Annotated in this window: 13 protein-coding genes; 8 read left to right on the top strand and 5 right to left on the bottom strand. The window is 48.2% G+C overall.

From position 1 onward, the window contains the following. Positions 1-8: 8 nt before the first annotated feature. Positions 9-494, bottom strand: coding sequence for a cytochrome c biogenesis protein CcdC (locus NYE45_RS02440; RefSeq protein WP_264933607.1), 486 nt, complete (start codon positions 492-494; stop codon positions 9-11). Positions 495-711: 217 nt separating this feature from the next. Between NYE45_RS02440 and NYE45_RS02445 the strand changes: the two genes are divergently transcribed. Genes NYE45_RS02445 through NYE45_RS02455 form a run of 3 tightly spaced genes read left to right on the top strand, consistent with a single transcriptional unit; the run spans position 712 to position 4,474 of the window. Beyond that, a complete protein-coding gene (locus NYE45_RS02445) occupies positions 712-1,866 on the top strand; it encodes a HEAT repeat domain-containing protein (protein WP_340015416.1) in 1,155 nt (384 codons plus the stop codon). Then, complete coding sequence (locus NYE45_RS02450) at positions 1,847-3,307, top strand: glycosyltransferase family 2 protein (protein WP_340015417.1); 1,461 nt, start codon at positions 1,847-1,849, stop codon at positions 3,305-3,307. Before NYE45_RS02445 ends, NYE45_RS02450 begins: the two co-directional genes overlap by 20 nt. Positions 3,308-3,343: 36 nt before the next feature. Beyond that, the gene (locus NYE45_RS02455; protein WP_340015418.1) at positions 3,344-4,474 is read left to right on the top strand and encodes a hypothetical protein; all 1,131 of its coding nucleotides are present in this window, start codon (positions 3,344-3,346) and stop codon (positions 4,472-4,474) included. A gap of 181 nt (positions 4,475-4,655) precedes the next feature. Here NYE45_RS02455 and NYE45_RS02460 read toward each other — a convergent pair whose 3' ends face one another. Both NYE45_RS02460 and NYE45_RS02465 read right to left on the bottom strand, forming a co-directional pair. Next, complete coding sequence (locus NYE45_RS02460; RefSeq protein WP_062837252.1) at positions 4,656-5,228, bottom strand: TetR-like C-terminal domain-containing protein; 573 nt, start codon at positions 5,226-5,228, stop codon at positions 4,656-4,658. Next, positions 5,225-5,956 (bottom strand): MBL fold metallo-hydrolase, encoded by a 732-nt coding sequence (locus tag NYE45_RS02465; RefSeq protein WP_340015419.1) that lies wholly within the window; start codon positions 5,954-5,956, stop codon positions 5,225-5,227. Before NYE45_RS02465 ends, NYE45_RS02460 begins: the two co-directional genes overlap by 4 nt. 430 nt (positions 5,957-6,386) lie before the next feature. Here NYE45_RS02465 and NYE45_RS02470 point away from each other — a divergent pair, with 430 nt between their 5' ends. Then, complete coding sequence (locus NYE45_RS02470) at positions 6,387-6,851, top strand: Rrf2 family transcriptional regulator (RefSeq protein WP_340015420.1); 465 nt, start codon at positions 6,387-6,389, stop codon at positions 6,849-6,851. 262 nt (positions 6,852-7,113) lie between these two features. Continuing rightward, positions 7,114-7,740, top strand: coding sequence for a nitroreductase family protein (locus NYE45_RS02475; RefSeq protein ID WP_340015421.1), 627 nt, complete (start codon positions 7,114-7,116; stop codon positions 7,738-7,740). Positions 7,741-7,921: 181 nt separating this feature from the next. On the opposite strand, the gene NYE45_RS02480 is transcribed toward NYE45_RS02475, so the two are convergent. Together NYE45_RS02480 and NYE45_RS02485 are read right to left on the bottom strand one after the other, a co-directional pair. Beyond that, positions 7,922-8,605 (bottom strand): S-layer homology domain-containing protein, encoded by a 684-nt coding sequence (locus NYE45_RS02480; RefSeq protein ID WP_340015422.1) that lies wholly within the window; start codon positions 8,603-8,605, stop codon positions 7,922-7,924. Between the two features lie 158 nt (positions 8,606-8,763). Further along, positions 8,764-9,624: an AraC family transcriptional regulator gene (locus tag NYE45_RS02485; RefSeq protein WP_340015423.1), complete on the bottom strand. Its 861-nt coding sequence runs from the start codon at positions 9,622-9,624 to the stop codon at positions 8,764-8,766. Positions 9,625-9,858: 234 nt separating this feature from the next. Between NYE45_RS02485 and NYE45_RS02490 the strand changes: the two genes are divergently transcribed. From NYE45_RS02490 to NYE45_RS02500, 3 genes are all read left to right on the top strand, one after another. Then, the gene (locus tag NYE45_RS02490; RefSeq protein WP_340015424.1) at positions 9,859-10,914 is read left to right on the top strand and encodes a lactonase family protein; all 1,056 of its coding nucleotides are present in this window, start codon (positions 9,859-9,861) and stop codon (positions 10,912-10,914) included. Positions 10,915-11,150: 236 nt separating this feature from the next. Continuing rightward, positions 11,151-12,545: a helix-turn-helix transcriptional regulator gene (locus NYE45_RS02495; RefSeq protein WP_340015425.1), complete on the top strand. Its 1,395-nt coding sequence runs from the start codon at positions 11,151-11,153 to the stop codon at positions 12,543-12,545. 288 nt (positions 12,546-12,833) lie between these two features. After that, positions 12,834-14,711, top strand: a complete 1,878-nt coding sequence (locus tag NYE45_RS02500) for a rhamnogalacturonan lyase (protein ID WP_340015427.1) — start codon at positions 12,834-12,836, stop codon at positions 14,709-14,711. Positions 14,712-15,097: the final 386 nt, after the last annotated feature.

The following is a 15,097-nucleotide window of genomic DNA, read 5'->3' on the forward strand; positions in this document are numbered from 1 at the left end:
TACGGTGACTAGTGTTCGGCAACCAGCACTTCTTTGTAGTGTTTGTACATATATACACGCCAGCGTACAATCATGCCAAAAGCCAGCAGGAAGAACAATCCGCCCGTTTGCGGAATGCTTACATATCGCTGAATGACTTCATGCAGGATCAGGCGTACGGCCAGCAATCCGAGCAGAATGAAAGCAAAGCTGCGGGAACGCGTGGCGAAAATCTCTTCGCCTACTCGTTCAAACCGTGTACTGCGAATGAGGGGATACGAGAAGAGAAACCAGCCCACCAGCAACGCAATGAATGCCCAGAGTAGAGGAACATGTGTCTCCGGTACAACAAACATGAGAAATCCTGTGCTCATGCCGAGCGGAGGAATAAGGATTTTGCGAATGGTCACAGGTCTGTGACTGGCTTTCATGCGGATGAATATAGCAAGCAAGGCCATGACAAGCATGCCCACGGTTGCTCCGATTTGCAGGTAATACGGACTGATTTGAGCCACGTAGAACTCCCTCTTTCTGGAATAATATGTTATCCGGAGATCCGGAACCCAGTACGAATTGCCGGAATTTTCAGTTCCTATTATATCACAAACGTAGAAAGCCGATAGAAAGCTTAGTGTATCATATACCCGATATGTATTCACAGGGTGTATTTGAAAATTTTGTATTATTGTGCCCGTTGTAAGGCCGTTTATTCGATTAAGGGGAAATCATGCAATGATTGGACAAAAATGGATGTACATTAACCTCATCGGTTCACATCGCACAGGTTGGCTTGCCAGTAATACAGATTGGTTAGTACATGTGGTCAGCCTGATCTGTGCAAGTGTAATGCTTCTTTTGCTGGTTATCTACGGATATATCTTATGGACGAAATATAGCAGCAGACGCAGGGAAAAGGTCAAGACAGCACTGGTGCAGGAATTACTTGCAGAGGGCTCGGTTTTACAGCGGTACCTTGACCAAGGAGAAATTGGCGTAGAATTATTAAATATGAGTGGGGATCAACAAAGCGTGTTACAGCAGTTGTTATTGCAACGGCTCGCTCAAGGACCGGAAGAGCACGAGATCTTGCGGATTCGGCTGTTATCCTGGCAAGTCTTTGGCGGTTCATACCGGTCGGTACTGAGGAATGGGAAGTGGAGCCAACGAGTAAACACGTTGTTATATATTGAACAGTTTCATATGGTGGAGCTTCTGCCCAGGTTAGAGGATATGCTGCGGGTTAGCTCATGTAAGTTACTTGAACGCTTCATCATTTTGCGCATATATGCCAGAACCGGTTATTTCAGAATTGTGAAGGAACTAATGCGTGAGCAATATGTATTATCCGATTCGCAGTATCTTCAGATTCTGCTGTTGCTTACCGAGTCATCCTGGACTCGTCTGAAGGATCATTTCAAGGATGTACCTTATCAGGTCCAGTCTAATGTCATTCATGCCATTCGTATTCGGGATGATCAGACGGATGGCGCTATTGCTCTACTGGAGAAGCTCATTCTTGGAGACGAGGCGCAGCTACGTATTTGCTCTTATCAGGCACTGGCTCACGTTGGCAGAGGTCGTGAAGATTTGTTGAAGGGGCTACTGTTGATATGGAACGAACATGGTGAGGAAAGGCAGCGCTCTGAACGACTAACAGTGACCCAGCTTATGGGTACTGTTCACGCGGATGCTTTTATCCCTCGTCTGAAGGTGATGATGGGTGATCCTTCCTTTCAGATCAGGCAGGAAGCGGCGAACTCTCTTGCCCGGTATGAACAGGGACTTGAAGAACTTCGGGATACGGCTGTGAATCATCCGGATAAATATGCAAGGCAGATAGCGGAAGAAATGCTGGAAAGGATGCAGTATGGACGAGAGATGGATTGAGATGCTGCGGAGTTTTATTTTGGCGTGTTATGAGGGAATGTTTATTTATCTGGTGCTAGCAATTGTGATGTGCAGTGTACTGGTTGTCGCCGCTGCTCGGACATTGATCCGTGGGAGGGATCTGGACCCGCTGCAATATCATGAGATGTTAGATGACGAACTGGCTCCGGCGGTCTCCCTGCTTGTTCCGGTGCGGAATAGCGAGGATACGATCGTACAGCGAGTTAGCTGTCTGCTGGATATTCAATATGCACGCTATGAAGTGATTATCATTAATGATGGGTCAGAGGATGGGACCATGCGGCGTCTAAAGGAAACCTATGATCTGATGCCCATTCAGAGTAAAGTTCATTATTCAAGACTCGGCCAGGAGACGGCTCAGATTAATGGGGTCTACCAATCCAGGCTGCATCATCGTCTCATTGTGATCGACAAGGCGTATGGAGGACGAATGGACTCCCTGAATGTAGGCCTGAAAATCTCGCAGTATCCCTACATCGCCTCCGTTGGACCCCGCACAGTTCTGGAACGGGATGCATTGGTGAAGATCATGAAATCCGTTATGGATGCTCTTCCGGGAGAAGAGGTCGTTGCTTGCAGTGGACGAGTAGATCTCATGGCCCACGGAAATACGAATCATGCGGATTCCACCAACAACGGCGCAAAACGGACGGGCAGTACGTTGTTTGTAATGCAGACCATTGAATACGTGCGTGCTTTTCTGATTAGCGGCGTGGGACTCGTTCGGTACAATATTAATGTGCTTTTATTTACGGCTGAAGTATTCGGTGTATTCAAAAAGAACCGGGTGTTGGAAGTTGGGGGTTACAAGCGCGATGACCAGGTCGCTCACATGGAACTGGTGATGCGGTTACAGAAACATATGAAGCAAATCCAGGAGCGTGGCCGTATTATATATATTCCCGATCCGATCTGCAGGGTAGAAATACCCGGTACATGGCGTCAGCTGTGCAGACAGCGTATCGGTTGGCACATGCAGCTTGCAAGCAGTCTATGGACTCAGCGGAGCATGATCTTCAATCCGGCCTATGGCTGGATGGGGATGGTATCCATCCCGTATTTTATTTTGATCGAATTGTTGGGGCCTGTGTTGGAACTGGGAGCGATTGTGCTGTTCATTGCAGGCATAGGGCTGCAGTTGGTGGATAGTAACCTATGTATCATTCTCGCTCTGTTGCTGACACTCTATGGTTCCTTGTTGTCCGCAAGTGTGGTGATGTTCGAAATATGGTGTTCACGCAAGGCCTATACATCCCGAGAGGTGATACGTCTGCTGGTGTATGCATGTACGGAGACGTTCTGGTTCAGACCGCTGAATAACATATCCCGTATATATGGCATGTTGCAGGCTATGGGATTAAGGAAGGCAGAGGAAAAGGACAGCAGACATGGATTAGGGGAATCTACCGACCAATCCTGACAATACCTTGGAACAGAGCAAGGAGGAATACGCTTCATGAAAAAAAGTTACAGGCCAGCCACGATGTGGACGCTGGCTTGTTTTACAGTGGTATCGGTGGTGCTGGTTGTCCCCTGGATTATGTGGCAATCTCAGGCCCCGGTTCCGCTTAACATCATGATTATAGACAAGAGCAGACCTGATCAGTCCTACCAGGTGCACAAGGGATTGGTCTGGCTTCTGAATCAGCAGAAGATCGTACAGCAAACAGGGGAACACTATTCCTATGAAGAGGATTATTACGGCTATGATCTTCAGGACGGGCTTCCTCGGATGAAACGATTGCTGCCTGATGAGGTGACGGATACGGATCTGATCTATCTGACGGCGAATCGGAGTAGTCTGTCTGCAGACAAGAATGAACGGAAGCAAGACGGAATCTATGAAGGCTTAACAATATATGATGTGCAGAAGATTCGCGAGGCTGCTTATAAAGGCGTAACGATTGTCGCCGAATACAGCGCATTGGCGAATACGGCTTCCAAGATGACAAGGGAGCAGCTATATCCCATCTTGGGCGTGAACAGCAGTGGATGGCAGGGGAAATCGGTATCTAATCTGCAAAGTATAGAAGAAGTACCCCGTTGGATTCGGACGAACTATGAGCAGCAGGAGAAGAAGAAATGGCCTTATCACGGAGCTGGTATGCTGCTGGTTCATGTGGATGGACAGGTCATGGTGCTTGAGAAAGGTCCGGATGTGAAGGCAGGTAATATACAGATTGCATTTACACCGGAAGGCAGCGATTGGAGTGGCATAACCCAGGATATACATTATAGTGGCTGGTTCGATATCATTGTGCCGCAAGAGAAGAACTCCATACTGGCCTGGTATAAGATGGATCTGACGGAGACAGGCGAGCAGAAGCTGGTGGATGCAGGAATTCCCGCGGAATTTGCTGCACTTGTCCGATATGACGACTATAATCGGTCGTACTACATGGCAGGCTCCTTTGGAGAGATGAAGCACTATTCTTTCTGGCGCAGAATCCGAGGATGGGAGGTCGTCAGGTCCAAGCTTACGCCTGATCAGAAAGAGATTCCTGACATGTTCTACTGGAAGGTGTACGTGCCCGTGATGAAGCATATTTTAGAGGAAGTGCAGGATGGTCGGCAGCAATGGCCGTAGGGTGGCTGTAAATAAAAAACGTTCGGATGGAGAGCAGACAGCGAAAGGCCGTTCTACTGGAATGAGGAACGGGAGATGTACATATTAGAGAAGCGCGTAGATAGGATGTACCAGTACACGACAACATAAAAAGGACTGCAGCGGATCTGCAGTCCTTTTTCATGATGCCATGCGGTCTTTACTAATTTTCGTGAAGATGCCGGAGTCCGTGCAGGAATGCGGATACGGTTAGACGCAGACTTTCGTCTGGATCAAAGTTCATGCCGAAGCCCCCTTGTGCCTCAATGGAGGCAAACCCATGGCAGAGGCTTCGCAAACCACGAACGGCATGCAATGCTTCCGCTTCGGTTAGTGGATAGGGCTGCAAGCTGTGCAGCAGCAACTCCAGCGTGGCTGTGCTGGCCGCGGCGAGCTGTGGCTCCTCGCGGTCCGGGGCATGAAATGAGGCTTCGTAGAGCCCGGGGTGCTCGCGAACGAAGCCAATATATGCCGCGGCGATGGCCTGAATGGCCTCATCGCCAGTGCGGTCAGCGATAGCCGCGGTTAATGCGCGGCTAAGCTGTTGTACGGACATCAGCGCCATTTCCTGGCGAAGCCCGGGAAGTCCGCTGATGTGGTTGTAGAGCGACGGCGAGCGCACATCCAACCGCTGGGCGAGTGCGGCCAGCGTCAGCGCCTGAAAGCCGTCGCTGTCAGCAAGCTGGGTAGCGGCGCTAAGCAGAGCGCCGCGATCCAGCCCTTGCCGGGGGCTCACAGCTGCCCCCCGGCAAGACCAAGCCGCTGCTGTGCATCAGCGGCTGCCGCGCGCATGGCGGCCGCGGGCTGGCGCAGCATCCGTCCGTGGCCTACAGCCAGCACGGACGGTTCCAGCTCCGCCAGGCGCTTCGCGCTGGCCAGAGCCGCTTCGCGGTTCCACGTCGCCAGCGCGGGGAACGGGAAGAGCGGGCGCACGCGGCCGGATACAGCGAGGCCGCCTTGCAGCTGATACGCGTCGCCGGCGATGAGCACGCGGCTGCGCGTATCCATGAAGGCCATATGCCCTGGCGTATGGCCTGGTGAGGCAATGGCGACCAGTGATCCAATCTGGTCACCGTCATCCAGCAAGTGGTCCGGCTGGGTGCGGACCGCTTTAGGTTTGGGCACGCCGCCGCGTACTGGGGTCTGTGGCTCACCTGGAAGAAGTGAGGTATCTCCCGCTAATAGCCGGGCATCCCGTCTGGAGATGAAGAACTCCGCTTGGGATAGTGCTTCTTTGAGAAGATCCAGTGCACCAATATGATCGCTATGCGCGTGAGTCAGAATGATTTTGGTAATGGGTTTGCCAAGGGACTGGGCAGTTGCCAGAATCCCTTTAAGACTGAACGGCATTCCGGCATCAATCAGGGTTAATCCATCTTCCTCTTCAACAAGATACACGTTCACAGGGAAGAGCTTCGGAAGGAATGTAACTTGAACGACATCAAACTCTCGGGTAATGCGCATCGATAAAACCTCCTTAAAACTAATGATATTAGTATAATAACTAATGGCATTAGTTTTGGCAATACCTAGGATTCATTTTGTTCCAATAAAAAAAATTTTAAATAATGATGCACTTTACAAAAAAAGCGTTTTCAAAATGGAGATTACCGATTATAATAATCACGTAAGCCCTTTCATATGTCTATCTTATTGGAGCCTTTCGCTTAGCGAAAGGCTCACTTTTTTGTTCTTTTTGGATTGAAATGCAGATGGGATGTGGATCCTGGCTTGATTGTATAAGGTGCTGTAAGTATTGGTATAACAGGAAAAATCACGTTGGGTCTCCATCTTGGGCGAGAGTTGACAAACATAACTGTTATTCATATAATGACAGTTATACTTACCTTGGGTTGAAGTTCATCGGTGTTGTATGCCGGGAAGGGAGTAAGTTATGAACAGCGAATTTACCATAGCGGTGCATTGTCTTGTTTTTTTGTCGATGAGAGATGAGTGTATGGCCAATAGTGAAGATTTGTCCCAAAGTGTGGGTACTCACCCGGCCAGAGTCCGTAAGGTACTTAGTGTTCTGCGCAAGCATGGTTACCTTACGACGAAGGAAGGTGCTCATGGTGGGTACTTGCTTAGCCGTCCAAGTGAGGAGATCAAGCTTGGAGAATTATACAGACTGGTAGCTGGTGGCTCACTCGGTCCGAACTGGTGCTCAGGGGAGTCTGGTTCATCGTGCGTGGTATCTTCCAATATGCAGGATGTCATGGGGAACATTTATAACGGAGGCGAAGAGGCGCTCAGCGCTTATTTTGACCGTATATCCATTCAGGATGTGAAAGAGCGCATAGGTCATGGGGAAATATTAACCTTGTCGCTGAATGGATTGCCTGCAAAGGAGAAGTCCTGACGGAGTCTACAACGAATGGTCCTTCATGACATGGCCTTGGGTAGTCAGGCATGATGGACAAGTTATGGCAAGGGCGTATGCTCCGGTGAAGATCCATTGATTTCTCAAGCGATTCCGGGCATAACGTGAACACAGATGGGGAGAGATCGTCTGCGCTGATGTTATTTTCGGAAGGCAAGTCCTTGGTAGAGATGACTTCAAGATTACCTTGCGAAAGTAAAAAGAAGAATACAAACAAAATAGATTCTGGGGAGTGGAACACATGTCAGGCATTGAAAAAAATGAAACACTTCGCGTTATTAGCGAACGCCATGCTGTCAAAAAGTACGAAAAAGGGTTTGAATTGCCTGAAGCTGATCTCAATGCGATTTTGACAGCAGCTGCTGAAGCACCATCTTCATGGAACCTGCAACACTGGAGATTTCTCGTAATTGAATCCGAAGCAGACAAAGCGAAATTGCTGCCAGTTGCTTACGGTCAAAGTCAAATCGCGGAAAGTTCAGTTACAATTGCTGTTCTTGGAGATTTGGAAGCGAACCGTAACACCGTAATCTACGATCAAGCTGTTGAAGCAGGCGCACTGACTGCTGAGGTTCGTGACGCATTGGTTGGGCAGATCAACGGTGCTTACCAAAACGCACAAACGGCTCGCGATGAAGCGATCCGCAATGCATCCTTTGCTTCCCAAAATATTATGCTTGCTGCACGCTCCCTGGGTTACGATACATGTCCAATCGGTGGATATAATCCACAAAAACTGATCGAATCATTCAACATTCCTGCACGATTTGTGCCAACGTTGTTGATCACTGTAGGTAAAGCTGCACAGCCAGCTCGCCCGTCAGGACGTTTGCCGTTGTCTGAGGTTGTTGTTAAAGGTTCTTTCTAAGTTAGAAAGTTAAATCTGATGATTGCATCAGTGATATAGGTATAAACAAACAGCCGCACTTTCCTGTTGAGGGAAGGTGCGGCTGTTTGGCTTTATGTGTTGTATGAAAAGTCCACTAACGGTGACTCCAATCGAGCGGATTCACCATTCAAGTGAGTTCTTAGTTTCCACCATGAAATGATTACTTTTCAGGTGTTTCCGGGATTTGCGGTGCATGGAACGATTCCAGATACTCGATTGCGTTATACATCATAACGGCTGCTTCGGCACGGGTAATCGTTTGTTTGGGATTGAAGTTGCCGTCAGCATCCAGTTCATTGATTTTGAGAACGAGTGAACGTTGAATAGCACCTTGATACTCCGGAGTAACTTCCTGTTCGTCGGCAATGTCCACAGGTTGGATTTTAATCATCGGCAGACCGCCTTTGGCCTCGATGCCTTGCATTAGGAACAGCGTGTATTGTTCACGAGTGAGCCCTTTGGATGGATCGATATCCTGTGACATCTGAATTCCATTAAATTGGGCGCGGATAAATGCATCACTGTACCATACGCCATCTTTTACAGCAGAGAAGTAGTCACTTGGTACCGGCATTTTGATAAAACGAATCGTGTCCAGATTCAGATTCAGGCCGTCCGCAATCAGTTGAATGCCCTGAGCGGTATTTAACTCCAGTTCAGGTTTGAACAAGCTGTCGCTCACGCCTTTGATGAATCCATCTTTATGGAGAGATTCGATTTTGTCTGCTCCTGCGATACCTTGAATATCCGTGAATTGGGTCTGCGCAGCGTTGATCGGGCCTGCACTTAGAGACAGCGTGAGCAGAGCTCCCGCAGTTAATGTAGCAAGTATATTTTTTTTCATGATAGATTCTCCTCACTTTTCCAGGGATGATCCCTTTATATAAAAGCTATTTGCTCCTATAGACGACCTTACTGTTCGAAAGGTTGCTGTAATTTGCCAATAGAATTGGCGACAACAATTCTGAAAGATGTAAGTGAAGCACTGTGAAGACACTGCATCTATCCTTTGGATTTATTTCGGTAATCCGTGGGAGAACGGCCCATCATTTTGCTGAACAGTCGGGAAAAGTAGTACGGGTCCTTGAATCCAAGCTCGGAACTGATCTGCTTGACGGTCCAATCGGTAAAATCCAGATAGCGGCAGGAATGCTGGATCTTGAGCCGCAGGAAATAATCGATGGGCGAATGCCCGGTAGCTTGTTTGAACAACTGAGAGTAATGGGGGACAGACAGCCGAGTGTGTGCTGCCAGTTCCTTAAGGGTGATTCCGTTCTCCAGGTGCTCCAGCATATATTGAACAGATTGTTCAGCCGCACGTTTACTGCTCACGACCCCGCCATCTGTTCCTGTCGTCTCCGGTCCATAAGCGAGCATACCAAGCATATAACCGATAATCTGGGAGGCATATGTCATCGTCTGCATGGAGTAACCCGTCTCTAGCGCGCCGTAACATTCATGAAAAAGCTCAAGCCATTTTTGAGCCTTGGCCGGTGGCATGGTAGTAATATGATGGGCTAACAAGGGTTCTATGTAGGATAAAGCGTGTTGCCCGCGCAGATGAATCCAGAAGATGCTCCATGGTTCAGCTGCGTTGGCTCCGTACACATGAGGAACATGTGCAGGCAATATGACGAGGTTTCCCGGTCGGACATCATATGTCTTGCTGCCATCCATCGAATACCAGCCTGTGCCTTGGGCACAGTACATCAGAATGTGTGATTCACAACCATTGGGACGGTCACGGTAATGATGCTCTGCTTCGTGAAAGTAACCGATATCGGTAACATATAATCCGGACGTGACCGGATAAGCTGCGGTTTCTTGCAGCAGCGGGTCAGGAAGCACAATGAGTTTTTGCATACGAAATCCGTCAGATTTACGCTGTAGGGGTGGTCTGTTGTTAGGTCTCATACTTTGTATTATGGTGAGAGGGGATAATGGAGTCAATGACAGATATGAGAGCGCTCACCGGGGTTATACTCGATTTAGAAAGCCACGTTACAGGAAGTGAAGCAGTTGCCCGTGAATTGGGTAAGTACATACCAGTGGGAAGAATCAGACCAATGAATATATAGGATAAGGGAGAGATTAGATATGGACAGAGTCACAACCCAGGAAACGCTTTTCTATACAGGTACGTATGCTTCAGCAGATGAACCAGGAATATTCCTATGTGCGTTGAATGCGGATACAGGAGAGATGCGAATCGTCAATCACATGGAGGGTGTAAGCAATCCTTCTTATCTGGCGCTATGCCCGGATGGGAATTGTCTGTATGTGGCGAGTGAGACGGACGAGGGAGAGGTGTTGGTCTATCGCAGAGATGCGGCAACGAGTGAGCTGCACTTGATGGATCGAAAGCAGACCAGAGGGGCTTCTCCGTGTTATGTCTCTGTCTCCAAGGATGGCCAGTGGGTGTTCTCATCCAACTATAGCAGTGGCAGTGTCAATGTATTCCCGGTAGGCGATCAGGGGACGCTCGGTGAGATGAGTGCATGGGTGGAGCACACGGGAAGTGGAATCAACGAAGAACGCCAGGAAGGGCCGCATGCGCACTCCATCCAGCCAGATCCGTCTGGACAGTATGCTGTCGTATGTGACCTTGGTCTGGATCAGATTATTGTGTATCGGTTGGAAGAGGGACGTCTGGTTACCCATCGTGAGACGGATCAGCGACCAGGCGCAGGGCCAAGGCATCTTGTGTTTCATCCCAACTCGAAGTGGGCTTATGTAATCAATGAATTGGACAACACGGTTACGGCATTCCTGTATGATGAGCGCAGAGGGGAGTTCACTGCGGTGCAGCACATTTCGACACTTCCAGAAGGGCATAAAGGAGAAGGTACGGCTGCGGATATCCGTGTATCTCCATGTGGTCGTTTCCTGTATGCATCCAATCGGGGAGATGACAGCATCGTGCTCTATCATATTGATCAGGAGAGCGGTGAGTTGGAAGCCGTAGAGTGGACGTCCACCATTGGGCAGACACCGCGTAACTTCAATATTTTGCCGGGTGGGATTCTAGTGGTGGCGAATCAGGATAGCAATAACCTCGTAAGTTTCCAGATCAGTGAAGAGGACGGACGACTGACGCATAACGGATTCAAGCTGGAACTGCCTCGTCCGGTATGTATTGCGCCTGTGGTATAAGTTGTAATACGGTGAAGTAAACATGGAATATTACATCTGAAAAGTGGTCTATAAGCTGTGAAATCATGGGGAAACACATGGTTTTACAGCTTTTTTTAGTCTTTTTATACGATTAACTTGAAAATAGTGGCAATTATCACATTTTTTTATTGACCATCGTTCGAACGTTCATTATGATCAGAATATATGGTGATGAAACCTAAAATCTGGATGTTGCACGAAGGGTGGTGCTTTCCTTGGAACCTGCAAATTCAATTCGGGAGCAATTAACCCAGTTTATCGATAAGAACAGCATGACGCTCTCCCGATTCTCGGAAGTATCTGGCATGAATACAGGAACAATTAGTCGTATTTTACATGGGAATCGTCCCATATCCGTGAGTCAGTTAATTGCGATCTCATCAGGAATGGGCGTGGCAGCAGATCATTTTTTTGCCGATTATGTGGAAGAATGTTTCGCTTATTCCGTATCCATGCGGCGGATCAGACCGTTTATTCTCCGAAGTGCGGAGCTGAATCGGTTGGACTGCATTGAGCAGATTCTTCATCGGCTACTGGACGACCTGGATTATGCCACGGAACTATTTGAGATGGCAGAACAGTTATTTGAACGAAATCAGCGATCTGCGGCGGCATTGTTATATAAGAGTGTGAGTGAAGTTGAGAAATATCAGCATTCCGAACGGCTTGCGATGTGTCAGTATCGGTTGTTTTTAATTGCACAAGGAGAGAACCTGGAGGAAAATCTAAGAACGTCTATCTTGTTTGAGCCCTATGTTGACCGGTTGGATGAGGGATACCAACTGGACGCGCTGAAACATTTGATTCATTCTTTCGGCTCAGTGCATAAGTGGAACAAGGTTAATGAACTTGCCAACAAAATGCTTCATTTAGCCCAAATACAGTATGAGGCACCTAGAAATCGTAAACGTAAGGATCAGGAGCTGAAACGAACAGAGCGACCACTATACTTTTATATATTGTACTCCTGGTTAATCCAATCCACTGTATATGAGGAACACAGGGACTATGTCCGAGCACTCGACTTTGTGAAGTTATATGCTGATGGACAAAGATGGGTGAAAGAGGACGATGAAGAGTCTCGTCGTATATTGAAGCAGTTTGAAGAGTGGGCTGTAGCTAATACCTATCTCTATCGTTTAATGTCTGGAGAAGTGGATGTTATTCCCGATTATGCAGACTATATTGAGGGACGTAAAGACGAAATCTTCATCGCCCTTCGATATATAGTACAAGCTGCAAATAAATTTGACGTGAATATTGATCACATTTTGGATCGCTTCTCTGATCATATCCCCTTACGTACGTACAAGACTGAATTTGGGGAGTACAATCATGCGATTATGGGCGAGAGTTACGCACAGTTTTTAAGTGATTTAGGAGTATATAATCTTAGCAAACATCGTCGTAATGCAATTAATCTAATTTTGGAAGGTTTGCATTTTTCAGTTAAAATAAATAGTGATCGGAATATCATCACGTGTATGACCCTGTTTGAGCAATACAGGGATCAGGCCGATTCAGTTGCAAAACAAAAATTCAAATCTCTAACAAGTGAGGTGCATCGGATCAATGCAGAAAAAATGGTCGTTACTTCTATTTCTATGTAGTTCCATCATCATAAATCCTGAGATTATAGTGCTAATGGGACATGGATGGGGTGGAGGATAAACAGTCGAAATGAAACATTGCACCAAACAACCTTGTTTTAAATGCTGTACCTTAGAGTCGAGGGAGAAATCCTTCGGCTTTTTTATATACGAACCATTTAATTACTAAATTAGACCTATAGATGGAAGTATATGTTTAATTTAAAATAAATATATTAAAGCGCTTACATAAAAGATGGCGCTACAAGGGCATCGGGCTTACCACTACAATTGGGGAGGCAATTGTTTATGGGAAATCGATCATCATTGTGGAAGCGCACATTACGTACAGCCGGAGTATCGCTACTGAGTTCCGCGTTACTGGTCACTTCGCTTGGCTTGGGCAACACGCAGGTAACACATGCAGCGGGAGCAAGGCAGATGGAATATCTGGATCGCGGTGTGGTGGCTGTGAAGACCGGGACAGGTGTGTTTGTCAGCTGGCGGCTTCTGGGAACGGAAGGATCGAATGTATCGTTTAATGTCTATCGGGATGGGACCAAAGTGAACGCTACGCCCATAACGAACAGCACCAACCTTCAGGATGCGAGCGGGACAAGCAGTTCCAAATACACGGTTCGCGCTGTGGTCAGCGGAACAGAGCAGGCTGCTTCAGCGGCAGCGAGCGTATGGGGCAACAATTATCTATCTGTACCGCTCAGTGTGCCCGCAGGTGGGACAACGCCCGATGGAGTAGCCTACACCTACAGTGCCAACGATGCCAGTGCAGGTGACCTGGATGGTGACGGGGAGTATGAATTGATCGTGAAGTGGGACCCCTCCAACTCCAAAGATAACTCTCAGAGCGGTTATACCGGGGAAGTGTTTATCGATGCTTACAAATTAAACGGAACACGCCTCTGGCGGATTAGTTTGGGCAAAAATATCCGTGCCGGCGCTCACTACACCCAGTTCATGGTATATGATCTCGATGGTGACGGCAAAGCCGAGGTCGCCATGAAAACAGCCGATGGCACCAAGGATGGCACTGGCGCGGTCATCGGGGATGCAAGCAAGGATTACCGCAATTCCAGCGGTTATGTGTTGTCTGGCCCCGAATTTCTGACGATCTTCAACGGGCAGACTGGCAAAGCGCTCTCCACGGTGAACTACGAACCGGCACGTGGCAATGTGTCCGACTGGGGAGATAACTACGGCAACCGTGTGGACCGATTCCTTGCGGCCATTGCCTATTTGGATGGGGAACGCCCAAGTCTGGTCATGGCGCGTGGGTACTATACGCGTAGTGTGCTCGTGGCTTATAACTGGCGAAATGGACAGCTGACCAAGCAATGGACGTTTGATTCCAATACATCTGGCAATTCGGGTTATGCCGGGCAGGGTAATCATAATCTGAGTGTGGCGGATGTGGATGGGGATGGGAAGGATGAGATCATCTATGGTGCTATGGCGGTGGATGATAACGGCAAAGGATTGTACACGACAGGACTTCATCATGGCGATGCCATGCATTTGAGTGACCTGGACCCGGACCGCCCTGGACTTGAGGTGTTTCAGGTTCATGAGACCCCATCCAATGCCGGAGTGGAGTTCAGGGATGCAGGTACAGGCCAGTTAATCTGGGGTGTCAAAACAACGAAGGATATTGGACGCGGCATGGCGGCAGATATTGATCCAAGATATAAAGGTGCTGAAGTGTGGGCAGACGGCAGTCTGTATACAGCCAAAGGGCAGAAAATCGGGACAACCCTGCCTTCCTCCACGAATTTTGGGATCTGGTGGGATGGTGATTTGCTCCGTGAACTGCTGGACAGCAACCGAATCGACAAGTGGAATTATACCAATAGCACAACAGTGAACCTGCTCACTGCATCCGGCGTTTCTTCCAATAACGGAACCAAGTCTACGCCGAATCTGCAAGCCGATCTGTTCGGGGACTGGAGAGAGGAAGTCGTGTGGCGGACGAATGACAGTTCGGCGCTGCGGATCTATACCACAACAGCAGTTACGGACAAACGCATCTATACGCTGATGCATGATCCGGTGTACCGTCTTGGCGTCGCTTGGCAAAATGTAGCCTACAATCAACCGCCGCACACCGGTTTTTATCTGGGGGAAGGCATGAACACACCGCCTGTTCCCAATATCCGGTATGCAGGCAAATGAGGATTGGACTAAGCGTGGCGGTCCAATTTCGTTCATATTTACAATAGACAGCGAAGCATGGAATTCGCTGAAAGGAACAACGGACGATGGTTCGTTGTTCCTCTTTTTTTTGCCAATAGCGCAGAAATACGGTAAAAATCGGAAAAAACGTTTGACAGGTATATAGACTGCCTTTATTATACGTATATAACTTACTAAACAGGTAGGAATAATAAAAATGAATTTGTTTTCAATGTGAAAACGGTCATTTTACAGACACATGCAACCATGCAACCTGAACAGAATAACGTTCTCACCGTATAGACGGAGGAACACCGCAGCGCATCATTTCCGGATGAAGCATACACGGCCCAGGGGCCGGCATGACTTTATGAGGGAGAAGTGCG

This window comes from Paenibacillus sp. FSL K6-1318 (genome assembly GCF_037976905.1).
Classification (GTDB): Bacteria; Bacillota; Bacilli; order Paenibacillales; family Paenibacillaceae; genus Paenibacillus; species Paenibacillus amylolyticus_A.